This is a genomic window from Leuconostoc sp. BM2 (genome assembly GCF_002095565.1).
In the GTDB taxonomy this organism is placed as follows: Bacteria; Bacillota; Bacilli; order Lactobacillales; family Lactobacillaceae; genus Leuconostoc; species Leuconostoc falkenbergense.
On the sequence record NZ_MOWQ01000018.1, the window covers coordinates 1 to 24202 of the forward strand.

The 24202-nt window shown below is 37.7% G+C and carries 22 protein-coding genes; 19 read left to right on the forward strand and 3 right to left on the reverse strand.

Annotated features, from left to right (window positions below):
* From BMG01_RS06085 to BMG01_RS06120, 9 genes are all read left to right on the forward strand, one after another.
* A partial coding sequence (locus BMG01_RS06085) for a primase alpha helix C-terminal domain-containing protein (RefSeq protein ID WP_198939944.1) occupies positions 1-290 on the forward strand: 290 nt, incomplete at its 5' end.
* Entirely contained in the window at positions 277-1680 is a 1404-nt protein-coding gene (locus BMG01_RS06090; protein WP_004915615.1) for a phage/plasmid primase, P4 family, read from the forward strand. The genes BMG01_RS06085 and BMG01_RS06090, both read left to right, overlap by 14 nt.
* Before the next feature lie 41 nt (positions 1681-1721).
* Positions 1722-2081 (forward strand): LytTR family DNA-binding domain-containing protein, encoded by a 360-nt coding sequence (locus tag BMG01_RS06095; protein ID WP_051000487.1) that lies wholly within the window; start codon positions 1722-1724, stop codon positions 2079-2081.
* Positions 2078-2590 (forward strand): hypothetical protein, encoded by a 513-nt coding sequence (locus BMG01_RS06100; protein ID WP_004915618.1) that lies wholly within the window; start codon positions 2078-2080, stop codon positions 2588-2590. Before BMG01_RS06095 ends, BMG01_RS06100 begins: the two co-directional genes overlap by 4 nt.
* Before the next feature lie 84 nt (positions 2591-2674).
* Positions 2675-2845 (forward strand): hypothetical protein, encoded by a 171-nt coding sequence (locus tag BMG01_RS11180; protein ID WP_004915621.1) that lies wholly within the window; start codon positions 2675-2677, stop codon positions 2843-2845.
* 17 nt (positions 2846-2862) lie between these two features.
* Positions 2863-3204 (forward strand): hypothetical protein, encoded by a 342-nt coding sequence (locus tag BMG01_RS06105; RefSeq protein ID WP_004915623.1) that lies wholly within the window; start codon positions 2863-2865, stop codon positions 3202-3204.
* Between the two features lie 477 nt (positions 3205-3681).
* The gene (locus BMG01_RS06110; protein ID WP_004915626.1) at positions 3682-4863 is read left to right on the forward strand and encodes an MFS transporter; all 1182 of its coding nucleotides are present in this window, start codon (positions 3682-3684) and stop codon (positions 4861-4863) included.
* 142 nt (positions 4864-5005) lie between these two features.
* The gene (locus BMG01_RS06115) at positions 5006-5974 is read left to right on the forward strand and encodes a cation:proton antiporter (RefSeq protein ID WP_004915630.1); all 969 of its coding nucleotides are present in this window, start codon (positions 5006-5008) and stop codon (positions 5972-5974) included.
* Positions 5975-6049: 75 nt separating this feature from the next.
* Entirely contained in the window at positions 6050-6382 is a 333-nt protein-coding gene (locus tag BMG01_RS06120; protein ID WP_004915634.1) for a DsrE family protein, read from the forward strand.
* A gap of 52 nt (positions 6383-6434) precedes the next feature.
* Here BMG01_RS06120 and BMG01_RS06125 read toward each other — a convergent pair whose 3' ends face one another.
* Positions 6435-7541 carry an SLC13 family permease gene (locus tag BMG01_RS06125; protein WP_004915636.1) on the reverse strand — a complete coding sequence of 369 codons (1107 nt, stop codon included), beginning with the start codon at positions 7539-7541 and terminating at the stop codon, positions 6435-6437.
* A gap of 515 nt (positions 7542-8056) precedes the next feature.
* Here BMG01_RS06125 and BMG01_RS06130 point away from each other — a divergent pair.
* Positions 8057-10741 carry a valine--tRNA ligase gene (locus BMG01_RS06130; protein ID WP_004915642.1) on the forward strand — a complete coding sequence of 895 codons (2685 nt, stop codon included), beginning with the start codon at positions 8057-8059 and terminating at the stop codon, positions 10739-10741.
* 41 nt (positions 10742-10782) lie between these two features.
* On the opposite strand, the gene BMG01_RS06135 is transcribed toward BMG01_RS06130, so the two are convergent.
* Complete coding sequence (locus BMG01_RS06135; RefSeq protein ID WP_004915645.1) at positions 10783-11922, reverse strand: YhgE/Pip domain-containing protein; 1140 nt, start codon at positions 11920-11922, stop codon at positions 10783-10785.
* Positions 11923-12054: 132 nt separating this feature from the next.
* Between BMG01_RS06135 and BMG01_RS06140 the strand changes: the two genes are divergently transcribed.
* The 9 genes from BMG01_RS06140 to BMG01_RS06180 all read left to right on the forward strand — a co-directional run bounded on the left by BMG01_RS06140 (position 12055) and on the right by BMG01_RS06180 (position 23722).
* Positions 12055-12648, forward strand: coding sequence for a TetR/AcrR family transcriptional regulator (locus BMG01_RS06140; protein ID WP_004915647.1), 594 nt, complete (start codon positions 12055-12057; stop codon positions 12646-12648).
* A gap of 168 nt (positions 12649-12816) precedes the next feature.
* Complete coding sequence (locus tag BMG01_RS06145) at positions 12817-13788, forward strand: beta-ketoacyl-ACP synthase III (RefSeq protein WP_004915650.1); 972 nt, start codon at positions 12817-12819, stop codon at positions 13786-13788.
* Between the two features lie 306 nt (positions 13789-14094).
* Positions 14095-15255, forward strand: coding sequence for a CAP domain-containing protein (locus BMG01_RS06150; RefSeq protein WP_004915651.1), 1161 nt, complete (start codon positions 14095-14097; stop codon positions 15253-15255).
* A 1-nt stretch (position 15256) separates the two neighbouring features.
* Positions 15257-15610: an NlpC/P60 family protein gene (locus BMG01_RS06155; RefSeq protein ID WP_233127276.1), complete on the forward strand. Its 354-nt coding sequence runs from the start codon at positions 15257-15259 to the stop codon at positions 15608-15610.
* A gap of 203 nt (positions 15611-15813) precedes the next feature.
* Positions 15814-16683, forward strand: coding sequence for a LysM peptidoglycan-binding domain-containing protein (locus BMG01_RS06160; RefSeq protein WP_004915655.1), 870 nt, complete (start codon positions 15814-15816; stop codon positions 16681-16683).
* A 76-nt stretch (positions 16684-16759) separates the two neighbouring features.
* Entirely contained in the window at positions 16760-18013 is a 1254-nt protein-coding gene (locus BMG01_RS06165) for an aminoacyltransferase (protein ID WP_036067811.1), read from the forward strand.
* A gap of 81 nt (positions 18014-18094) precedes the next feature.
* Positions 18095-20137: a penicillin-binding transpeptidase domain-containing protein gene (locus BMG01_RS06170; protein WP_004915660.1), complete on the forward strand. Its 2043-nt coding sequence runs from the start codon at positions 18095-18097 to the stop codon at positions 20135-20137.
* Between the two features lie 248 nt (positions 20138-20385).
* A complete protein-coding gene (locus BMG01_RS06175) occupies positions 20386-22374 on the forward strand; it encodes an ABC transporter ATP-binding protein/permease (RefSeq protein WP_036067809.1) in 1989 nt (662 codons plus the stop codon).
* A 181-nt stretch (positions 22375-22555) separates the two neighbouring features.
* Entirely contained in the window at positions 22556-23722 is a 1167-nt protein-coding gene (locus tag BMG01_RS06180) for an LCP family protein (protein ID WP_004915665.1), read from the forward strand.
* Between the two features lie 59 nt (positions 23723-23781).
* On the opposite strand, the gene BMG01_RS06185 is transcribed toward BMG01_RS06180, so the two are convergent.
* A complete protein-coding gene (locus BMG01_RS06185) occupies positions 23782-24180 on the reverse strand; it encodes a YbaN family protein (protein WP_004915666.1) in 399 nt (132 codons plus the stop codon).
* Positions 24181-24202 lie beyond the last annotated feature (22 nt).

Below are 24202 nucleotides of genomic sequence, written 5' to 3' on the forward strand. Positions count from 1 at the left end.
GTACTGATAGACCTAGTCATACTTACAAGGCAAAATATAGCCTTGCAGACAGGTGGAAAATGACAATTAATGGCTTTGTGACAGGCGAACGAAATAATCAAGCTATGAGTTTAGCAGGTTATCTGTTCGCCATTGATGTCACACCACAAGATATATATGACATTATGCAGACAGTTAACGAACGCAGTAACGAACCATTACCCGATCATGAACTCAATACCGTATACATGAGTGCAAGAAGACGTGAGGAGAAAAAACGAGCAAGGATGAATGACTATGGCAGAGATTGATACAACAGCATTACCCAAAAAGTCCAGCCACATCCCTAGCTGGTTGGATGTGCAATATAACGAGACAGGCGAAATCAGCAAGACTACTGTTAATGTTGAAAGATTAGCGGAGTTTGTTGCCAAAGAGACGCATTTTTACACTGATAATAACAATCTAGCAGGGTATTTGTTTAACGGTCAGTATTGGAAACGTTACAAGAATGTAAAGCAGGCAGATAATGCGTTAAGTTCGAGAGTAGCGACACTGTTAAAACAGAACAAAAAGCTAACGAGTGCTAAGCAAGTCAAAAATATTGTGGACTTAATCCGAGTGATCACCGTTAAAGATGTTGCTGATTATATTGATTTTACCGATAAGCCATATATGGTTAGTTTTACTAATGGCACATTGGATATGAGAACGTTGGAAATTAAGCCAAACGCACCACAGTATCATGCTTTAGGCGGGTTAGATTATCCCGTGAGTGATAAAGATTTACCAACACCAAAGACAGATGAGTTTTTTACACGACTGTTAGGGGATGAAAACGCAGAACTGTTATATAAGTTTATTGGCTATGGTTTTAAACGTAATTACTTGCCTTTTCAAAACTTTGTCATTTTGTATGGTAAAGGTGGTAACGGTAAAGGTACAGCTTTGACTTACATTGGTCAGAAACTATATAGCGGTAATGTCAGTGAATTGAGTTTACAAGCCTTTGGAGACAAGTTTAAAACGGTTGGGTTAGTGGGAAAATATGCCAACATTGGTAGTGATATACCAGCTAACTACATGCCAAACACAGAAAATCTAAAACTAGCCGTGAGTGGCAAAGAAAAGTTTGAGGTGGAATCTAAAGGGGTACAAGCGTTTAGTATAGTCAATTATGCGACATTGTTCTTTTCAGCTAATGATTTACCTAACATCAGACGAGATAGTGGGTTAGATCGTAGACCATTGGTACTAACAACGCAAGGTAAAGGCTTTACCAACGCAGACGGTAAGAGTGATTTATTTGATGAAAGTGAGCTACTGGATGAACGACCAGCCTTTACACGTAAGGTTATTAAAATGTTTATGGACGCAGAGCGAGCTAGAACATTAAACATCCCCGAAAACGTTCAGAAAGCCACGGCAGACTGGTTAAAGAGCGCTGATATTGTCTCACAGTGGCTAGATGAGCATACGGAAGAAGAGAAGGACAGACGACCAACAGCCAAGTATATGTATCAGCAATTTAGTCGTGATATTGAAGAAATGGGGATGCAAGAAACAATAAACCGCAATACATTTTACAGTCGTATGGAAAATTTGGGTGTTAAGAGCTCAAAAAGTGTGACCATTTCAAGTTTGGATGATGAACACGGCAAATCGACTAAGAGATTTTTGGATATTAAGTATGTAGATTGACAATTTATTGACGCAATATTGAAGTTTTATTGATATTTAAAATGGCTATAACCGTTGGTATAAAAGACTTATTGATGTTATTGACTTTTTATTCAAGTGTTCGGTTTAATTTTACAATCTACCATACACAAATATTAAAAATCTTTTCAGTTGATAAAAAAGTTTGTGCAATACGAGAAGATAAACAGGCTTTTTGGTTATCTGAAACACTTAAAGAATTAACTGTGAAATTACCAAATAATTTTTTGAGAATTTCTCATTCAGAAATAGTTAATGCTGATAAGATAGTTTCATTTGAACTGACATTTGGTGGCAAGTTGAAAATCTATTTAAGATCAGGCGAGGTCACTTATTCGAGTAGAGGGTATTTACAAAACATAAAGGAGTATTTTGGGATATGAACAAAATTAAAAAATATTTTATCGTAACAATGGTTAGTGTCGGTATTGGCACGACACTAAGTACCCTGATTTATTTATTATTTGGTCGAGGCAGCTTTAACTTGTTACAACCGTTTTCGGTGCAGCTTGAAAACCCAATCTACAATGAAACGATAGATATCCTTATATACTGTGCATTTGGCAGTGCTGTTTTCTCTGCATACGAACTATTCCAGAATTTTGAAAACCGTAAAATCTATCACGTTTTCGGTAGTTACTTCATGAATGTTGCGGTCTTTTCAATTTTAGCAATACTGTCACTGTACCCATTAGGACAGCCAGTTAATCTAGTGTGGAGTATTTATTTTAACGAGCTTGGACCAAACAGTTTTCTACTTCATTTTGTTATGTTTCCAGTCATTGAATGCGTTGTTATTTATTTTGTTGTTTACGTTGTGCTATGGTTGAGCTATCTTAGGCAAGTCAGACGGTTGAATAAGCTAGTTAAAATTAAAAATTTAAAGGTTTAACTCTCTAAAGGTTCTTTCTTTGATTAGCGACCATTAATCATGTATCATCACAATAAGAGTAGTTTTTGAACAGAGGGGCCAATCATGACACTAAAAACAGCAGAATATGTGATGAATATTAGTTTACTGAGTAGTATGCTATTGTCTTGGATTATAAATGCTTTATGGTTCAACATTTTAGCGAGCATTGTTATCACTGCATCATTATTGAATTATTTTATTATTTATAAAAGACAATCAAGTGGTGACAAATAACGAATTAGGAGAGATTTATGAAAGAGAGTTACAAACAATTCTTGGTGGTTGGTTTTATCAATACGGATTTGAAACACCCTAAAAATTTTTTGGCCGAATTACCGAAAAAAATAGAATTCTATTTAATTGAACCAGAAAATATTGGCTGTTCAATCACACATGACACGAATGAAGTCGTATCGGTGGATAATATTTATCCCGATGATTTGCCATATAGTGATGATGTCGCCTTGCAAAAGTCTGAAGAACTCAAAAATTTAGCTTTGGAATTTTATAAGGATTTTGGCGATACCGAAGACACGATGTGGGTACAATACTTTGTTCAGAAAAGTCTCGAAATTATTTTGGATGTCTCATGATTGCAACCAATCAACGCTGGATAAAAATAAGATTGCAAAGCTTTTCTAAGTCTGGTCAGATGATATTGCCGTATGTTGAAAGGGGTGTTATTTGTCTTGTTAAGTATGTACGCACTCAACGAGTGCATGATTTTCAGTAATTATTGCTATTTATTATCGAGGAAATAGAAGTCATCAACGAAAATTTTTTTCTGCCACAATAAATCCGTTCAAAAACAAATATTTTAGTTGTTTTACCGCCAACTTATTTAATCTGATATCTTACCAAACGTAATGATTATTTAAAAATTAGTAAAGTGGTCACAGCTATGACAAACAATATGAAATAATGAGAGATAAGATGATTGGTAAAGCAACAATGAGCCAATCGTACTTAAATTAAACGATAATCACAGAGTATTTCGCAAAAATCGGCGTCTAAGCCGTTTTTTATTGGCATTTTTTATCATTTATCGTTGTCAAAAATAGGAGGGTGATATGAAAAAAATTGGATTAATTTGGCTGGCAGCAGGTGCTTTTTTGAGTAGTGTCGGTATGAGTTTTATTTGGCCATTAACCAGTGTGTATTTGCATAACGATTTGGGGATATCATTAACAATGATTGGAATTGTTTTGTTTTTCAATTCATTGGCCAGTGTGATTGGGAGTTATGTTGGTGGTGCATTGTTTGACCGTCTTAATCCGGCGCGACTGATACGTTATGGCATTCTTGGCGCGCTTTTGAGCTTTATTTTGCTAGTTTTTTTTCATGGGTGGCCAGTCTTTGGTATTTTATTATTTTTGAACGGCTTAAGTGCTGGCTGGAATTCGACACTGGTTTATGCAATGGGAACTAATGTTGATAGCAAAGATAGTCAGCGTGTCTTTACAATACTTTATTTTGTTCAGAACATGGGTGTTGTGATAGGAACATCTTTGGTCGGATTTGTTTATGATGCTGGCATAACTTATCTATTTATGATTGCTATTTTCCTCTATTTGATTTTTTTATTGATTGCTTGGACAAAATATTCTTCGTCTGGTGCAAACGCTACGAAACCATTAAATTCTGACGAAAAAAATAAAGGCAAAGCTGTCGTGCCAAAGCCAAATTTGATTGTTTTATTTACGCTTTTTATTTCACTGATGATCATCTGGACAATGTATCAGCAATGGGATTCTAATCTTTCAGTATACATGACAGATTTAGGCATTCCGCTTAGTCGATATTCGTTATTGTGGACACTAAATGCTTTCTTGATTATGGTCATGCAGGTGATTATTATTTGGTTGTCACGCTACTACGAAAACTATATTGTACAAATTATATTTGGGTTGATTTTTGTGACAATATCATTTGTGACACTTGTTTTTGCCCATGATTACGGTTATTTTGTTGTCGCAATGATTTTGTTAACTATCGGTGAAGCAACTGCTATTCCAACGATTCCGGCCTTAGTTAATAATTTGGCACCATTAGGCACTAAAGGCCTTTATCAAGGGTTAGTTAACTCATGGTCGTCGGCGGGTCGTGCAATTGGGCCATTAATTGGCGGTATTATTATAGAAAAGCAATCATATACTTTCCTATTTGAGATAGCGACTTTGGCTTTAGCCATTGTCGTTATCTTAGTGGTGATATCATGGCTGCTAAACAGGAAAAAGATCACAATGTATTAGCCAAGGTTTGGTTGCTAAATATGGATTGACCGTGTTATGATGGAGAAAATAAATCGCAATCGGTTGGGTGAAAACTTCAAGATTGGTTAGTCGGGGAACTAACTTTTTTTGAAGTTTTTTTGATTGCAAAAAGGAGAAACACGTGTCATTTTTATTGATTATTGTACTGATTATTATCACTATTTTATTAGGAAAATTAGCTGTTAAATTAGGATTTTCAGAAGTTGTTGGGCAGCTATTTGCTGGTGTTATTTTGGGAACCAGTGTGTTAAATTGGGTGCAGTCAACGGCACTCATACACCTCTTGGCAGAAATAGGTATTGCAATGCTAATGTTTCATTCTGGCTTATCATCAGATTTGAAAGTCATGAAGCAACATATTAAAGCATCTTCTGCTATTGCCGTATTTGGTGTTTTGGTACCTGTGCTAGTGATGCCGCTGGCATTTATTTTGTTAGGGTATGATTTACGGGTTGCTTTGTTTGCTGGTGTTGTTTTTGCAGCAACATCAATTTCAATCACATTAGCTGTTTTGGCTGAACAAAGAAAATTAGCCACGTCTCTAGGCGCTATTATTTTGTCAGCAGCGATTCTTGATGATGTGATTGCTTTAATTGCCATGACAGTATTCTCTGTTGTCTTGGGTGGTCAACTGGGATTGGGCGGCTTGGTGCCACTAGTGGCTTTTACCGCAGGGCTATTCATTAAAAAATATACATTAGCTGACTATTTGGGAAAAGGCACTTCAATGGTAGGAAAATGGTTTTTCTATCCTATTTTCTTTGGCTCGATTGGCCTTACGCTAACTTTGCCCAGCACATCTGACAAGATTGTAGCGATAATTATTTTTAGCATTTTAGCTATTTTGACCAAATTGATTGGCTCTTTTTTGGGTGCAAAACTATCAGGATTATCATCTTCTGTGGCCACTGCCATTGGTGCAGGAATGGTATCACGAGGAGAAATGGCACTAGTCATTATACAGATTGGCATTAGCTCTGGTATTGTCAGTCAAAATCTCTCAAGTGAAATGATTGTGACAGTGATGATTACGACAATTGTGGCGCCTCTCATCATGAAACCATTGTTTAACAATATTAAGGAACTATAAGACCATCGCGCTGGTGTTTAATTGTTGTACTATAATAAGGACATATTGAAATATATATGAGCGAGGTGAAATACAATGAATGTTATTGTACATATCGATGAGTCAGAAAAGTGGCAAACTGTCCTTTCAAATTTGAAGCATTTAGTTGAATGGTACGAAAACAATGATATTGTGGGTACGATCGAACTTTTGGTCAATGGTGGCGCAGTTGAACAAGTTGTTAAGCAATCTGACTTGCAGTTGAACACGTTGATTAGTTCTTCTGTTGTTATTTCGGTATGCAAAAATTCACTTGATCAAAGGCATATTTCATCTACCGAATTACAAGATAATATCGTGATTGTTCCTTCAGGCGTTGTGGAATTGGCAATCAAGCAAAATGAAGGCTACGGCTACATTAAACCATAATGACAGAGCTTTATGTTGGCTCCTGAATAATCGAAGCGCTGTTTTTCACCGCCTAAACTGATAACAAAATAAAGCCCACAATTATGAAAAACAATAGCAAACCAATGTTTAAAAGCGAGAAAGTTTTGAAGAAACTAAATGTACTGTGATGATGTGACAAAGCAGCATATTGGCGCAGAGCTAGAAGGTTAGCCAGTGAGGCAATGAGCGTACCTAGTCCACCGACAGTGACACCTAAATATAGGCCATAACTATGTTGGGTGAATTTTGAGATTAGAATAGCAGCGGGCACATTACTGATGAATTGGCTAGTTATCATACCGGAGAAAAACGTTTCTAAGCTTGATGTGGTATGTTGATACAACAAAGTCTGCACGTATTTGATACGACTGATTGCGCCGACAATAATGAAAAAATTAACGAAAGTTAAAATAATCCCGTAATCAGCATATTTGAAAACTGACTTTTGCAAACAAACTGCTGCGACAACACTAACGATTAGTGCCATATAAACAGGTATGACTGACAAAATCCCTAAAAGAACGATTAACGTGGCGCCTAACAATAGCCAAGTTTTGTGTTGGTTAATTTCAATTGATGGTAAAGTGACATCATCAATGGGTTGATTTTTGATGACTAATAACACAACAAACATGGATAATAACGCCACCAAACCAAAAGGTAACGACATCATCATAAATTGACCAATTCCGAGATGGTAATGAGACACCAAATAAATGTTTTGTGGGTTCCCGAAAGGTGTTAAAGCGCTGCCAAGATTAGCATAAATGGTTAATAAACTGATTGTTAATATTTTTGGTACATTAATTTTTTGAGCAATATTAAAAACAATGGGGACAAGGGTCAAAATCGCAACGTCGTTTGTAAAAAACATCGAGCCAAAAAAAGAGCAAAGTAAAAGCACTAAAATGACAGAGCGGATCGTGCTACATTTTGCAATAATGTAATTTGCGACGAATTTGAGTATATTGAGCGCTTGATAAATTGTAATAAGTAGGATTAATGCTGCTAGTGACGTAATGGTATTGGTATCAATGTCTGATAGTTTGACAACACCAAACGTCATTGAGAAGATTGCAAGGATTAAGGTGATTAAAAATGTTTTATCAGTAATAATTCTTTTTAAAATGACAGGCATCAAATTGACTTCCTTTGAAGTTGATGGATAATATTACAATTAGTATAGCATTTTGGGTGACTATTAAGGATTGTAGTACAGATAAATATGGATTTTTTGCTAAAGTATTAACTATCAAATTGGCGATTACTGCTGCTGATAGTGCTATCGTCATTCTTACGGGTCAATAATCTCAAAAATAATTTGCATTAGGCTTACTAAATGTGACTTGACGATAGCATTATTTTAAGGTAATATTAAAATTATCTTAGAGGAATAAGCAAGCGCGTGTTTAGAGAGTTGATGTATGGTGTAAATCAACCACGTTAATGCCCAAGGTTGCTAAGGATTAACTCATCACATTAAAATAAATTAAGTGGTCGTTTCGTAACGACAATTTAGGTGGTACCACGCGTCAGCGTCCTATATTAGGATGTTGGCGTTTTTTTTGTGGTAACGCTTTAAAATGAGTTGACAAAGTAGCTAATTTACTGAATAAGTAGCTAATTTACTGAATATACAAAGGAGAAATAACAATGCGCGATATTGATATGTCAACAAAATATAATCCCACTGCTGTTGAAGAAGGTCGGTACGATAACTGGCAAAGCAAAAAGCTTTTTGCACCAGAATCGAATCAAGAAATTCAGGGGAATGAACCAGAACCTTATTCAATTGTCATTCCACCACCAAATGTCACAGGTAAGTTGCATTTAGGACATGCTTGGGATACGACGCTGCAAGATATGATTATTCGTCAAAAGCGCATGCAAGGATTTGACACTTTGTGGTTGCCCGGTATGGATCACGCAGGCATTGCAACACAAGCCAAGGTTGAGCAACGGTTGCGCGGTGAAGGTATTTCTCGTTATGATTTGGGTCGTGAGAAGTTCGTGGCACAAGTTTGGGATTGGAAAAATGAATACGCCACCACTATCAAACAACAATGGGGTAAAATGGGACTTTCATTGGACTTTGATCGTGAACGTTTCACATTAGATGAAGGTTTGAACAAGGCCGTTAATAAAGTCTTTATTGATTTGTACAACAAAGGTTTGATCTATCGTGGTGAGTACATCATTAACTGGGACCCACAAGCACGTACGGCGTTGTCTGACATTGAGGTGATTTATCAAGATGATGAGGGTGCTTTCTATCATGTGAAATATCCATTCACCGATGGTACGACTTTTAATGGTAAGAATTACATTGAAATTGCAACGACTCGTCCAGAAACAATGTTTGGTGATGTTGCTGTGGCCGTACATCCGAGTGATGAACGTTACAAAGATTTAATTGGGAAAACAGTCATGGTACCACTCGTTGGTCGTGAAATTCCAATTATCGCTGATGAATATGTTGAAAAAGATTTCGGGACTGGTATGGTAAAAATCACACCAGCTCATGATCCTAATGACTTCCAAGTCGGCAATCGCCATGATTTGGAACGCATTAACACAATGACTGAAGATGGCCATTTGAATGAGCATGCTGGCAAATATAACGGCATGGAACGATTTGAAGCGCGCAAAGCAATCGTAGCAGATCTTGAAGCGGGTGATTACATGCTCAAAGTTGACCCAATTGTTCACTCAGTTGGTCATTCAGAACGGACCGGTGTGCCAGTTGAGTCGCGTTTGTCTACGCAATGGTTTGTCAAAATGGCACCATTGGCAAAGCAGATTCTAGACATGCAGCAACATGAAGATGAGAAAGTTGAATTTGTGCCAGCACGTTTTGAAGACACATTCACGCATTGGATGGAAAATATTCGTGATTGGGTTATTTCACGTCAATTGTGGTGGGGACATCAAATTCCTGCGTGGTATAAGAACAAAGGCACGGATAACGAAGAAATTTATGTTGGGACAGAGGCGCCTGAAGGGGATGGTTGGGAACGTGATCCTGATGTGCTTGATACTTGGTTCTCAAGTGCACTTTGGCCATTTTCAACAATGGGTTGGCCGGAAAAAATGGATGGCGATTTTGCCCGCTATTATCCAACCAATACATTAGTAACTGGTTATGATATTATCTTCTTCTGGGTTGCACGAATGATGTTCCAAGGCAAGGAATTTACTGGTCAGCGACCATTTAAAAATGTCTTAATTCACGGTCTTATTCGTGATGGTGAAGGTCGCAAAATGTCAAAGTCATTGGGCAATGGTGTTGACCCAATGGACGTTATTGAAAAGTACGGTGCTGACGCATTGCGTTGGTTCTTGGCAACAGGTTCAACTCCGGGACAAGATGTACGTTTCACATACGATAAGATGGATGCAGCTTGGAACTTTATCAATAAGATTTGGAATGCTTCACGATACGTTATCATGAATCTGGCAGAAGATACGCCATCACAATTGCCTGATTTGGATAAATTAACACTAGCCGATCAATGGATTTTGGCACGCTTGAACACAACAGTTGCTGATGTGACACGTAATTTTGATAAATTTGAATTTGGTGAAGCTGGTCGTTCACTATATAACTTCATTTGGAACGATTTTGCCGACTGGTACATCGAAATGACCAAAGAAACATTGAACGGTGACGGTGACAAAGCACCTGTTCAACAAACATTAGCTTATGTTTTGGATCAGACGTTACGTTTGTTGCAGCCAATTATGCCATTCGTAACAGAAGCGATTTGGCAAGAAATGCCAGATCAGGCGGAAAAGAATGCTGATTTTGCTATCACACGATATCCTGTTGTACATGACGAATTGACTAACGACGCAGCAGAAACAGCGTTTAAGTCGTTGCAAGATTTGATTGTTGCAGTGCGTAATATTCGTTCAGAAGCCAACGCACCAATGTCAACAGCAATCGACTTGTTGATTAAGACAAACGATGACAATTTGATTCGTATATTTAATGATAATGTGGATTATATTAACCGTTTCGCACATCCCAAGTCATTGACGATTGCCGCTGATGTACAAGCACCAGATTTGGCAATGTCACAAGTGATTACTGGTGCAGAAATATATGTGCCACTTGCTGAATTGATTGATATTGATGATGAAATCGCACGTCTTGAAGGAGAAACTAAGAAATTCTCTGGTGAGGTGAAACGTGCTCAAGGCAAACTATCTAACGAAAAATTCGTTAATGCTGCCCCAGAAGCAGTTGTTGCTGCTGAAAGAGAAAAATTGGCTGATTGGCAAGCTAAGCTTGCCGCCACACAAGAACGTTTGACGTCTTTGCGCTCAGCGAAATAATAAACAAAATCCATGATTATACGAGATAATCATGGATTTTTTTATTTTGCGATGATATTTCGAGTCTGCGATAAGAACACTTTAGCAATTAATAAGAACATACCAATCACCATTACCCATAACAAATTAAATGTAGGTGTGTGCCAAATACCATCATGATAGTAAATAATGCCGCGTATACCGTCAATTAAGAATCGCATTGGCAGCCAAGGATAAATGCTGTTGCGGTAAAAGTGAGATAGCATTTCTGGGGCTAATTGTAGAATTGGTAGCGCAAAGAACATCAATAAAACGAAAAGTGGTAAACCAATAAAGCCCGTCCAACTCAATATTCCTAGAATTATCATGATGAATGAAAATTCAGCAATCGTCGCAAACAGCGTAATGGTCCAAAAATTTTGGAAGTGATAGTCGAGTAGCCATGTTGTATACAACGGCGTCATAACACCAATAAAAATCGCTAAACTAGCAGCAGTAATGAGTTGCATGGTAGCAAGACGGTATTTATTTTGACCACGAAGTTGACCATCTTTAGCAGCGTAGAAAAGCATTAGGCTGATAATAACACTGCTGAGCCAAAGGGGCTGAAAATAAATCGCTGTTGCATTAACTTTACTTTCAGTTGGATGAACAATTTGGTTAGTGACGTTTAGTGGTTGGACAATTGTTTTGGCAATTACAATCGGAATTGGTTGTTGGTGCAAGGCAAACTGTGTGATGATGTCTTTTGAAATCGTGCCACTGATAGTTGTTGTCATGTGACTGAACAAGTTGGTAACCGCAGTACCAACAGTTGGGTTTTTGGCTTGATTGATGACTGTTGTGACAATTGGCTTGGTGGGCTTTGATGTTGCTAGTGTCGCCATATTTTCTCCAAAATGACGTTTAATAATGATAGCGCCGTAGAATTTTTGTTTGGACATATCTTGTTTGAGTGCAGCGGTTGACTTGACGGTTGTCCATTTAAGAGTCGTGGGATTTTTATCACCAACACTAGTCACGTTTTTGAGTTGATCAACTATTTTTTCGCTGATGGGATTAGTTGGATCTTCATTAACAATGGCTAGTGGTAAATTTTTGACCGTTGTATGGACTGTTGGTATTTGTGACAAAACCATGATGAACGATAAAGCGATGCCACCAATAGCTGCTAATAGCCAGAATTTATACTTTTTAAACATGTAAAACCTCCTAAAATTGAACGTTGTGTTCTTTTTTGATATACTTAGCGTAATCTTGAATTAGGTGTTTATCAATCGTCAAAAATAGGCAATATGTCGCAAATGCAACATAACGTGAGAAAGTGTTTTAAAATGGCTTATCAACATAAAACGACACAAACCAAAAAAATGCTATTAAATAGTTTGCTTGATTTAATGGTCAATAAAGAACTAGAAGATATTACAGTTCGTGATATTACTGAATATGCTGGTGTTAATCGTGGCACTTTTTACCGTCATTTCAAAGATAAAATGGATTTAGTTGAACAAAAAGAACGACAAATTTTTCAAGATTTGCAACAGGTAGAACTAGACATCAAAGTCTTTGATGATACAGCTAATATCGTGATATCTTCGGAAAATGTCTGTAAATTAACGACTTATTTATATACACAACGACGTTTTTTGGCAAACTTATTGGGATCAAATGGTGATATGACATTTGAACACCAATTATTGACGTGGCTATATAGCACCATTATTGACAATTTGGCCAGTGCTGGGCTTGATGTGACACAAAAACATTTGAAAATTGTGGTCCATTATCAAGTGTCAGCTATGCTTGGCGTGATACGCTACTGGTTTATCGAAGATCAAGGGGCGACGTCACCTGAAACAATTGCCCAAATTATTTACAAGCTAAATCATGACGGGGTTTGGCGAAACTTTGAAAATCGTCCATTATGAGGTGGTATATATGGTAACAAACTTATATAGAGTCAACGCTTACCATCCAGATAATTGGCTAATTAATGATGTTGAGAATATTAACGATGCTCTGGCATTAAAACGAACAATTTGCGTAATTCTCAAAATCCGCTACAATAATATGAGATGAATTGAAGGTGAAAAGACATGTCTGGAAGTAAAATACTCGCCAGTGCACATTATGTGCCGAGTGACATTGTGACAAATGATGATTTAGCCAAAATCATGGATACCAATGATGAGTGGATTCAAGCACACACTGGTATTAAAACACGTCACATGTCATTGCAAGGCGAAAATACAAGTGATTTAGCGACTCAAGCTGCACGGCTAGCTTTAGCGCAAACTAACTTAACAGTCGAAGATATTGACCTGATTATTGTGACAACGTTCACGCCCGATGGGTTGGCACCATCAACTGCGGCCTTAGTACAACGCAATTTGAAAGCAACCAATGCATGGGCTTATGATATTTCAACAGCTTGTTCTGGATTCGTTTTTGGTGTGAGCACGGCTGATAAATTTTTGCGTTCAGGCGTCTACAAAAATGCCTTAGTTATTTCTGCTGAAGTCAACTCAAAGATGATGGATTTCAAGGATCGGACGAGTACAGTATTTTTTGGTGATGGTGCTGGGGCAGTTGTGATGACTGCGACCCAAGGAAATGGTGTCTTATCAAAGGAAGAAATGCACACTATTGGTAATGAAAATGTTGTACATTCCGGTAGAATAGCACCACTGACCTCACTTTCTGTGGAAAACTATCCAAAAACGGATGCTTTTGCACAAGAAGGCCGTGAAGTATTTAATGAAGTGACAACGCTAATTCCGCAACATATTAAAGATTTTCTAGGTGATAAACAACTACTGCCTAAAGATATCGACTATTACATTCCACATCAAGCTAATCTACGCCTAATTGAATACATTGCAGAAGCTTTGAATGAACCAATGGCTAAATTTTCAACCAACGTCATCCGGAATGGTAACACCTCTTCAGCTGGAATTGCCATCGGATTTGACGAATTAAATCAAACAGTTGATTTAACTGGCAAACGTGTGTTGCTAACAGGTTTCGGTGCAGGATTTACGTATGGTAGTTTATTGCTCGAATTCTAAAGAAAATATTAAGAATTTTAAGAAGTTTAAATTTCAAAAAAGACGATTTAAATCATTACAAAAATGATTTAGTCGTCTTTTTTGACAATATTTGCTGAGAAATTAAAAAAATAATCTCTTGAAAACCTTATAACAGCAACGTTATTCGTGCTGTGTAACGATACTGTAACATTGTTATCTGATTGAGAAAACGATACAATGTTTGCGTTACACCCAGTGGGTATACTGGATATTGTTCTTAAGAATTACTTAATAACACATCAAAAACTTAATGTTTGAATTGAATCTATCCAGGAGTTAATACATATGAGCAATAATATCAAGAAGACTTTGTTAGCAACAGCTGCTGGTGCAGCTGCTGTTGTCGGTGGTCATGCGGCCGCGTCTGCTAACACAGTTGAAGTCAAAGCCGGTGACACATTGTCAGCGATTGCAGCTGCAAATAATACAACAGTTGCTGAATTAGCTAAGAATAATAACATTGACAATCAAAACCTCATTTTAACAGGTGCTTCACTGGAAGTTAGTGCATCAACGCAATCAGTATCTGGTTTGTCTTCTGATGGTGCTTCATATACTGTGCAAAGTGGTGACACACTATCAAAAATCGCCGAAAAGACAGGCGTGAGTGTTTCAACTTTGACATCATTAAATGGTGTTTCAAACCAAAACTTGATCTTAACTGGTCAAGAGTTGTCTCTAAAGACAGCAACATCAGCTGCCTCAGCTGCCTCATCTGCAGCAACAGTTGCAACTGTTGCTGCTTCAGAAGCGACATCAACTGCTTCTGAAGCAGCAGTTGATACAAGCAATTTGAAGTATATTGCCGCTGCTGATACTAACAACGATGGTTTCATGAGTTTGAGTGAATATAATACTTATGTTGCTAATGGTGGCTCAACCACTTCATCTGCAGCTACGACAACAACGTCAGCTGCAACAAGTTCATCTGCATCTTCAGAAGCAATCACTTATATTGCCGCTGCTGATACTAATAAAGATGGCTACATGACGATGGCTGAATACAATGCGTACAAAGATAACGGTGGTTCAACTACAACAACAGCAACTACTACACAAACAACAACTGCGCAAACTACTCAGACAAGTACGTCAACATCTACAAGCACAGGATCAACAACTGCCGATGCAACGATTAACGCATGGAACGCTATGCGTGCCAAGATGGGCTTGAACCCAATTCGTATTTCATCTTCATTGACAGCCCAAGCACAAAGTCGTGCACAAGCAATTGGAACGTCATCAAACTGGTTTGGTACACATGTTTCTTCAGGTACGCCTGAAGTCGTTGCTAATGGTTTTGGTGCTGGTGCTTCAGTTATTAACGCTTGGTACTATGAAACAGGTATGGTTAATGGTGGTCATACAGTTTTCATTATCAATCCTAATTTCACTGAAGCTGGTGTTGGGTATTATAATGGATGGATTGTTATCAACGCACATTAATATGCAAAACAATTATTTACAACTTGCCTTAAATAAAATTGGCCAAACATATAACGACCGCGATAGCGGTCGTTTTGTTTCACAACAACTTATTCATGCTAAGATGCCAGTCAATGATGGCACTCGCTGGTCTGCAGAACCTGAAAAGCTCATTGAACAAATGGATCATTTATTGGGGGTATTACAAGCAACACCCGGTGACATTCTTTTCTGGGGGACTCAAACCAAGCCTTATGAAGTAGGCATATACGTTGGCGGCAGTCACTTTATTGCAGTACATCGACAAACAAATCAAGTTCGAATCCAGACATTATCTAAGAATTGGTATCCAAGCATTGCTGGTTCGGTTATTTGACACAAAAAAGAAACTGTTTTGACATATAAATGAAATTAAAACATTTGTTTTGAAACAAATGTGATTAAACAGAATTATTGACAACAAAGTGAAAAATATCCCCAATATCCACGACATAGCCATTTGATACACTAATACTTGTCGAGAAGACCAAACAAATAACAAATACTAATTATGAAAATCTCTTTCAGGAGTTCAAGAATATGAAAAAATCTACTATTACAAAGTCAGTTGTTGCAGCCGCTGGTGCGTTTGCTATTGCAGGTGCTGCACAAGTTTCTGCTAACACAATCACTGTTAAAGCTGGTGACACACTTAATAAAATTGCTTCAGCTAATGGCACAACAGTTGCTGCCTTGGCAAGTGCCAACAACATTTCAAATGTTAACTTGATCTTTGTAGGTCAAACATTGCAAACTAGTGGCTCATCAGCCTCAACATCAACAACGACATCATCAAGTACAACAACATCTTCAACATCAACAACTAGTGGTACATACACAGTTAAGTCTGGTGATACTTTGAACTCTATTGCTGCAGCTAATGGTACATCGGTTGCTACATTGGCTTCTGCTAATGGTATTTCAAATGTTAACTTGATTTATGTTGGTCAAACATTGAAGTTGTCAACGACATCTTCTTCAACTAGTACATCAACGTCATCAACGACTAACCAATCTTCATCAAATAGTGCTTCTACTACAAACACTAGTTCAAATACAACAAGCAACACATCAACTGTTACAACGTCTGATGCAACGATTAATGCATGGAATGCTAAGCGTGCCTTGCTTGGTTTGAAGCCTGTTCGTATATCAGCTGCTTTGACAGCACAAGCTAACGCACGTGCAAAAGCAATTGCTACTTCTTCAAACTGGTTCGGTACTCACGAATCTTCAAACACACCTGAAGTTGTTGCAAATGGTTTTGCCGCTGGCGCAACAGTTATTAATGCTTGGTACTACGAAACAGGTATGGTTAATGGTGGTCATACTGAATTTATTGTCAACTCTAACTTCACTGAAGCAGGTGTTGGTTACTATAACGGTTGGATTGTTATTGACGCGCATTAATGAATGTTTAAAAGTGGATAGTCATTATCCACTTTTTTTGTGTTCTCATGTATAGTAGAAGGCAGAGGTTAAAATAATGTCATATCAATTTACAGAATTATCTGAATCAGACTACGCAAATTTTGAAAAGCAAAGTGAAGCGGGATCGTTTTTGCAATCTATCGAGCAAGCACATCTTTTGAAAAAAAGAGGCTATACAATATGGTTACTGGGCGTTAAAGAAAACGAAAGAGTTGTTGCAGCTGCACTAGTGATGCGTGAAACTGTCAAACTGGGTTATATTTTTTCCATAGATCGTGGCCCGTTATTAGATTTTGAAAACCAAAGTTTATTTCATTTCTTTATGGCTGAATTTGCTAAGTTTTCACGACAAAATGGTGGACTTTATGTTGAAGTTCGTCCTAATGTAACATTGAAACTAACAGATGACCACGGTAATCTACTTGGTGAAGAAAACAATAGTTTCATTTCGGAAATGACAAGTTTGGGCTTCACACATGTACCCTTTGTTGATGGATTTACAACTGCTGGTTCACCTGAGTGGGAATATTTAAAAGATATTTCCGAATTAACTGATGTAAAAAGTGTACGTGCTTGCTTCACAAAAAATGCACAGTATTATCTGAAGAAAAATGCGCAATTTGGTATTAAAATACGTCAATTATCACGTGACGATTTACCTGATTTTAAAGAATTAACACAAAAAACGGCTGATAGATTACATTATAAAGATAAAAATTTGAATTTTTACCAAACAGTGTATGATGAGTATCAAGATGATGCGACCTTCTTATTTGCTGAGTTAAATTTTGACGACTATATCAGTGAAGAAACGCAAAAAATTGCTGAATTAGATCAAAAATTAGCAAAAATTAATCAAAAAATAGAAAAATATCCGAATAATGATAAATTTAAGCGTCAATATGCTGAATTTGATGACCAAAAGCAACAACATGTTAAGCGGATTGATAAAGCAACAAACCAAAAGAAAACGGCTGGTAAAAATGTTGTCGTCGTAGCTGGTGCTTTGTTCATTGAACAGCCGCAAGAAATGAACTATCTTTATTCAGGTACCTATGAGGAATACATGGATTACTATGGACCTTATCAAATACAAGACCTTATGATTAATCGGGCGGTTGAACATGGGATTAAGCGTTATAATTTCTACGGAATTGCTGGTAAATTTGATGGTAGTGATGGTGTATTAGGATTCAAAACAGCATTTAATGGCTATGCACGCCAATTGGTTGGTAACTTCACCATGCCCGTTAATCCCATCAAGTATAAAATCTATCGTTTATTGAAGACTTTGATTGGGCGCGGTTAATTAGCTCAGGATATTTTAGCGAGTGAATGTGTAAATGTGGTAAGCTACATAGAGTAATTATTCAAACTTGGCGGTAAAAACATGAAACGCAACCCATATTTAGAGGATCGTGATAATAAAAATGACGCGCGGGCTAATTTGCCAACACGACTAAATATATTGTTAGGTATTTCTTTATTACTCATGATTGCACTCACTGTGCAATTGGCCTTTTTAACAATCCAACAGGGGTCTGACTATAAAGCAGAAGTTAATCGAAGCGATGAAACGGTTGAGAAAGGTAACGTACCGCGTGGTCTTTTTTATGATTCAACTGGTCGTGTCATTGCAGGAAATAAGGCACAAACGGCTATTACCTTCACTCGTGGCACTAATATCAGTTCTGCAACCATGCGCGAAACGGCTGAAAAATTAGGTAAATACCTGACTGTTGATACATCTCGTTTAAGTGATCGGTCAAAGGCCGACTTTTATTTAGCAGACGCCAAACAGGCGGCAGCTGTCCAAAAAAAGATTAACAAAGCTAAGAAAAAGGGTGAAACATATACAGGAACACAGTTAACGGATTTGTCTGTTAATTATGTTGAGAAAAATCATCTGATTGATTCTGTTAATGAAAATGATGCGATGATTTTTCAGCGCATGAGTGGCGCCTATGCATTATCAACTACCTTTATTAAGGAAGATGATGTGTCTGAAACAGAGTTAGCTGAAATTGGTGAACGACTTAGCCAATTCCCCGGTATTAAAATTGGTACGAGTTGGGCCCGCCAATATCCCCAAGGGGATGACTTTAAGGCGTTGATTGGTAACGTCACTAATGAGTCAACTGGTTTGCCTGATGACCGACTGCACACATTATTAGCTCAGGGTTATTCTCAAAATGAGCCAGTCGGTAATTCTAGTCTTGAAATGAAATATGAATCAATGCTGAAGGGCTCAGCGTCACAAACAGTTGTAACAACTGGGACAGATGGCACAGTAAAATCATCAAGCATCAAATATGACGGTCAGGCTGGTGATAGTTTGAAGCTGACAATTAATGCAGAGTTCCAAAAGGCCGTTCAAAAAATCCTTGAGGACAATTTGCCCGGTGGTGATGTGCAGGGTGCTTATGCAACTGTTATGAATCCATACACTGGTGGTATATATGCTATGGCTGGTGTCGATCAAGATTATGAGACTAAGAAGAAAACAGCTGACCCAAATGGTAACATTAACCATGCAATTGTCATGGGATCAGTTGTGAAGCCAGCGGTCTTGACGACAGCGTTCCAACGTGGTGTCCTATCAACGTCAAATACCACGATGTATGATCAAGCTATCAAAATTCAAGGTACACCAACAATTACGTCCTATTGGAACAAGGCTGGAACACCAATAGCTGTTGATGCACAAACAGCCTTGGAACGTTCATCTAACACATACTTCGTCCAATTGGGTATGAAAATTGGTGGGCAAACATACAGTTCTGGTTCACCTCTAGCCCTTAATTCGGATGCGTTCCAGACGTTACGAAATGGGTTAGCACAGTACGGACTAGGCATTAAAACAGGTATTGATATTAGTGGCGAAACAGCGGGTTATAGAGGACCCACAACAGGTGAGAATGTAGGTAAGTATTTATATGAATCGTTTGGACAATACGATTCTTATACAACAATGCAATTAGCTTGCTATGTTTCGACAATTGCTAATGGCGGTTACCTCATACAGCCACATTTGGTCGACTCTGTTTTGCAAAGCATTCCAAATAGTACCAAAATGAAGACAGTTTGGAAAGCCTCTCCTAATATACAAGGACAAGTTCAGTTAAGTTCTGCTGAGTGGCAAGTAATTCATGAAGGTATGAATCGCGTTGCTAATGGTTCGGACACCTATAACACTGGTGGCACGCAGCTTCATAAATTGACACCGCATGTTTATGCGAAAACTGGTACAGCTGAAACGACAACGAATGGGAACCAAACCTTTACTGAGTCGATTGTTGCTTATGTACCAGGGCAACCTGTGGCAATGGCGATGGCTATTCCTGGTATGAATAATTATTTGGATGGTACTAATGGTAAAATTGCGGCAGCAATTATCAATGCTTACTGGAAGTATGTTCAAAATAAACCTTAAAACAGCGAAAGCTGTTTTTTTGTATCAGCACATCTCAAATCAATATTTTAAGAAGCGGACAATAATATAGGCTTCAGCAGTAAACTTACTATTTATTATGGCATGCAGAATAAGGACATGAGTGAATATTGATTAGTAAAGACAGGATTTGTTTACTAGTATGTGGACTACTGTGTAACAAAGAATAATTTACATCATGGAATACTTATGATAAACTAAACACACATTATAGAAAAGAGAAATCAGGCATGGCATTTTTAAAACTAACTGATATCCACAAATCTTATTTTCTCGGAAAAGATGAATTTCCTGTTTTAAAAGGCATTGATTTGTCATTTGAAAAAGGTGAATTTGTCTCAATTTTAGGAGAATCCGGTGCTGGAAAATCAACCTTAATGAACATCATTGGTGGCTTAGACCGAAATTTCGAAGGAACGGTTGAAGTTAACGGTGAGAAGTTAGATCACAAACAAGAAAAGAAGCTTGATGTTTACCGTCGCCAAACAATTGGTTATATTTTTCAAAGCTTCAATTTGATTAACTATCAAACTAATTTGGAAAACGTTGAAACATCATTAAATATGACAACTTTGTCGGCTTCGCAACGTAAGCAGCGTGCTACGGAATTACTAAAAAAAGTTGGCTTGGCAGAGCATATTCATAAATATCCTTCTCAACTTTCAGGTGGACAAAAGCAACGTGTTGCAATTGCTCGTGCGTTGGCTGCTGATCCTGACGTGATGATTGCTGATGAACCAACTGGTGCTTTGGATTCTGTGAATACAAAAGAAGTATTGGACTTACTTGAACAAATTGCGCAAGAAGGCAAATTAGTCATTGTTGTCACACATTCTCAAGCAGTTGCAGATTACGGCACACGTATTTTACACATGGCTGATGGTAAAATAGATGAAGAAAAGAATCTTAAACCACGTTTTGAAACACCTGCTACAACTGATCGTCTTACCTCTAAACCATTGTCTCAAGGCTCAGTTTGGGACATGGCATTTGATCATTTGAAATTCAAAAAGCTACAAAACTTCTTGATTATTTTAGGATCAGCAATTGGTGTTTTTTCAGTTATTCTGTTCTTGGGATTAGGAAATGGTATTAAGGGTTATATTAATGATCAAGTGAACTCATTAGCTAACCCTAATTACCCAACTGTCTTAAAAAATACGACGGACAGTAAGGATGCTACTGCCACTGAACGTGCGCAAGCAACAACTCAAGCTGCAGCAACAGACTACAACTCTACCACCATCTCAGATAAACTTATTAAGAAAATCAATCAGGTGAAACATGTTGATAAAGTTTATAAGGGTTATCATTTTAATGGTGCTGTCTTCAAGTATGGTAACGTACAATCACAGGCAGGCACGCAAATTCAGACATGGACGCCAATCTATGCAGATAAGGTCATTAAAGCTGGTCGTAAGCCAAAGGCAAGTAATGAAATTGTGATCGACAAGGCTTTTGCTAAGAAATCTAATACTAATTGGAAGTCATTGCTCAATAAAAATATCACATACACATATGTTGCTTATAACGCCCAAAACCAACCAGTACCAGTGACATCAACGATGAAAATTGTTGGTATTACTGATGGTGGTCAAAGTGGTACAATCTTTGCTGCAACAACAGCCGGTGTCAAAAAGGATTTAACAAAGGCAAATGCTGTGACAACTGCCAACTTCTTGACACTCTCCATCAAAGATACACGAGAAATTCAATCAACTGTTGATGCAGTCAATAATTTGAAAGAAAATGGTAAACAGGCTGTGGCTGCTATTTCAGTCGGATCTGTATTGAAGACAATTAACACGATTACTAGCTTGGCGTCATACGTATTAGCTGCAATTGCTGGTATCTCACTGTTTGTCTCAGCCATTATGATTATCGTGACAACGTATATGTCAGTTTCAGAACGAACCAAAGAAATTGGTGTATTACGTGCCTTGGGTGCACGTTCAAAAGATATTCGTGGACTATTTACGAATGAAGCACTATTGATGGGTATTATTTCAGCAATATTTGGTATTGCGGTGGCTTACTTAGCCCAGTTTGCAATGAACGCTGCGCTTTATAGTTTGATTAAGTTTAATATTGTGCAGGTTTCTGTTGGCAATGTTATCTTCGCAGTAGTTATCTCACTCATTATTGCCTTGATTGCTAGTTTTGTGCCATCGCGCAAGGCTGCCAAGTTGAATACAATTGATGCTTTAGCTGCTGATTAATTCACTTTTAGGACAATAACATCACATAACGAATTAGCTAGTGAATGATTGATTCACTAGCTTTTTTTGATGCGATCAATACTATAAATCTTCAACATATTTTAAGACAATCGGCAAATCAAAACGATGATGTGCAAATAATGGTATAATGAATTTTTAGAACGCATTAGGGGTACAAGTTATGGAAAACAATATGAGTCGTGCGGCACGCCGACAATCAGCACCATTACCAAATGGACAGCCACCACGACCACCACGGCCACGAAAGCGTCGTAAAAAATGGCGATGGATTGTTGCAATATTACTATTGTTGGCAATTGTTGGTGGTGTCATGATGTCAATGGTTTTGAGCAATGTGAAAACATCTGTTGACAAAATGTACCGTAGTGCAAAGGTTACAAAAGCACGTGACGTTCAACAAGTTTTGAAAAAAGGGGAACCATTTTCAATTTTAGTTTTAGGAACAGATACGGGTGCATTGGATCGTGACCGTACAGGTTTGACCGATTCAATGATGCTTATCACAGTTAATCCAAAAACTAAAACAACCACAATGATGTCCATTCCACGAGATATTATGGTAGCAATTGTAGGTCACGAGAATACTTTTCCACAAAAGCTAAATGCGGCATTTCCAATTGGCGGTGTGAGTTCAACCATACTGACGTTACAAAATTATTTGAATGTACCGATTGATTTTTATGCTTTAGTTAATATGGGTGGTTTGGAGAAGTTGATTAATCAGGTTGGTGGTGTTGAAGTAGAGTCACCATTGACATTCACTTATCAACCAGACAACGACAAACCAGACGTGTATAAGTTCTATAAGGGCAAAGAAAAGTTTGAATATGCGTCTGATGGGAAGAACTTTAAAACTTACACAACAATGAATGGCTATGCAGCCTTGTCATTTTCTCGGATGCGCTATGATGATCCACAAGGGGATTATGGTCGTCAATTGCGCCAACGACTAGTCTTAAAGGCGCTACTTAAAAAATCAGCCAGTGCAAAAACATTGCTCAACGCTAAATTTATGAGTTCTATCTCTAAAAATGTTCAGACGGATATGAAGTTTAATAATCTTACCACGGTAGCACTAAAATATATGTCTGCTACTAAAAAACAAACGTCAGAACATATACAAGGTGTTGGTGATATGTATAATGGTGTCAGTTATCAAATGGTCACTGAAACAGAAAAGCAACGTGTTACAACCCTTTTGCGCAAGTCATTAGATTTGAAAGCTAAAAATACGGGAACCCAGTTTGGTGGATCTGTGCCAGCTGTGTATTCCTATATTGCCGAGTATAACTTGAACATGATTAATGAAACGCTTGATCCACAGTAAATAAAGTTAAAAGGTAGCAACAGTAATTTACTGTTGCTACCTTTTTTTGTCATTGCACGTTATTTGTTGTTGTTTTTCATAAATGGAATGCCATCACGCCAAAGATAGCCACGATAATAGCTTTCCATAGAAACGATTTGCGTTAACGAAGTGAGTGGTAAGACGATTTTTAGCCACACTAAATCAGTTTTGAAAAATGGAATTGCTATCATGCCAGCCGTCACTAAATAGATGATGATACGAGCTTTTAACGGTAGCTGTCGTTGAAAAACGCCCTGATGAACGTATTGTTTGTAATATTTATTATTTTGTAGCCACGTGTCGAGTCGTTTGGAAGATTTAGACCATAAAATAGCAGTCAGAACGTAAAATCCGGCCGTTGGGATACCCGGAATCCAAATCGCAACTGTACCGATTGCAAAACTCAACGCGCCTAGCGCAATCAAAAGTATTTTCATAATAACCAGTTTAACATGGACT

What these genes read in the sequence shown, in the direction of transcription:
- BMG01_RS06090 (WP_004915615.1), top strand. Translation starts at nt 277, where the DNA reads ATGGCAGAGATTGATACAACAGCATTACCCAAAAAGTCCAGCCACATC.
- BMG01_RS06095 (WP_051000487.1), top strand. Translation starts at nt 1,722, where the DNA reads ATGGCTATAACCGTTGGTATAAAAGACTTATTGATGTTATTGACTTTT.
- BMG01_RS06100 (WP_004915618.1), top strand. Translation starts at nt 2,078, where the DNA reads ATGAACAAAATTAAAAAATATTTTATCGTAACAATGGTTAGTGTCGGT.
- BMG01_RS11180 (WP_004915621.1), top strand. Translation starts at nt 2,675, where the DNA reads ATGACACTAAAAACAGCAGAATATGTGATGAATATTAGTTTACTGAGT.
- BMG01_RS06105 (WP_004915623.1), top strand. Translation starts at nt 2,863, where the DNA reads ATGAAAGAGAGTTACAAACAATTCTTGGTGGTTGGTTTTATCAATACG.
- BMG01_RS06110 (WP_004915626.1), top strand. Translation starts at nt 3,682, where the DNA reads ATGAAAAAAATTGGATTAATTTGGCTGGCAGCAGGTGCTTTTTTGAGT.
- BMG01_RS06120 (WP_004915634.1), top strand. Translation starts at nt 6,050, where the DNA reads ATGAATGTTATTGTACATATCGATGAGTCAGAAAAGTGGCAAACTGTC.
- BMG01_RS06125 (WP_004915636.1), bottom strand. Translation starts at nt 7,541, where the DNA reads ATGCCTGTCATTTTAAAAAGAATTATTACTGATAAAACATTTTTAATC.
- BMG01_RS06130 (WP_004915642.1), top strand. Translation starts at nt 8,057, where the DNA reads ATGCGCGATATTGATATGTCAACAAAATATAATCCCACTGCTGTTGAA.
- BMG01_RS06135 (WP_004915645.1), bottom strand. Translation starts at nt 11,922, where the DNA reads ATGTTTAAAAAGTATAAATTCTGGCTATTAGCAGCTATTGGTGGCATC.
- BMG01_RS06140 (WP_004915647.1), top strand. Translation starts at nt 12,055, where the DNA reads ATGGCTTATCAACATAAAACGACACAAACCAAAAAAATGCTATTAAAT.
- BMG01_RS06145 (WP_004915650.1), top strand. Translation starts at nt 12,817, where the DNA reads ATGTCTGGAAGTAAAATACTCGCCAGTGCACATTATGTGCCGAGTGAC.
- BMG01_RS06150 (WP_004915651.1), top strand. Translation starts at nt 14,095, where the DNA reads ATGAGCAATAATATCAAGAAGACTTTGTTAGCAACAGCTGCTGGTGCA.
- BMG01_RS06155 (WP_233127276.1), top strand. Translation starts at nt 15,257, where the DNA reads ATGCAAAACAATTATTTACAACTTGCCTTAAATAAAATTGGCCAAACA.
- BMG01_RS06160 (WP_004915655.1), top strand. Translation starts at nt 15,814, where the DNA reads ATGAAAAAATCTACTATTACAAAGTCAGTTGTTGCAGCCGCTGGTGCG.
- BMG01_RS06165 (WP_036067811.1), top strand. Translation starts at nt 16,760, where the DNA reads ATGTCATATCAATTTACAGAATTATCTGAATCAGACTACGCAAATTTT.
- BMG01_RS06170 (WP_004915660.1), top strand. Translation starts at nt 18,095, where the DNA reads ATGAAACGCAACCCATATTTAGAGGATCGTGATAATAAAAATGACGCG.
- BMG01_RS06175 (WP_036067809.1), top strand. Translation starts at nt 20,386, where the DNA reads ATGGCATTTTTAAAACTAACTGATATCCACAAATCTTATTTTCTCGGA.
- BMG01_RS06180 (WP_004915665.1), top strand. Translation starts at nt 22,556, where the DNA reads ATGGAAAACAATATGAGTCGTGCGGCACGCCGACAATCAGCACCATTA.
- BMG01_RS06185 (WP_004915666.1), bottom strand. Translation starts at nt 24,180, where the DNA reads ATGAAAATACTTTTGATTGCGCTAGGCGCGTTGAGTTTTGCAATCGGT.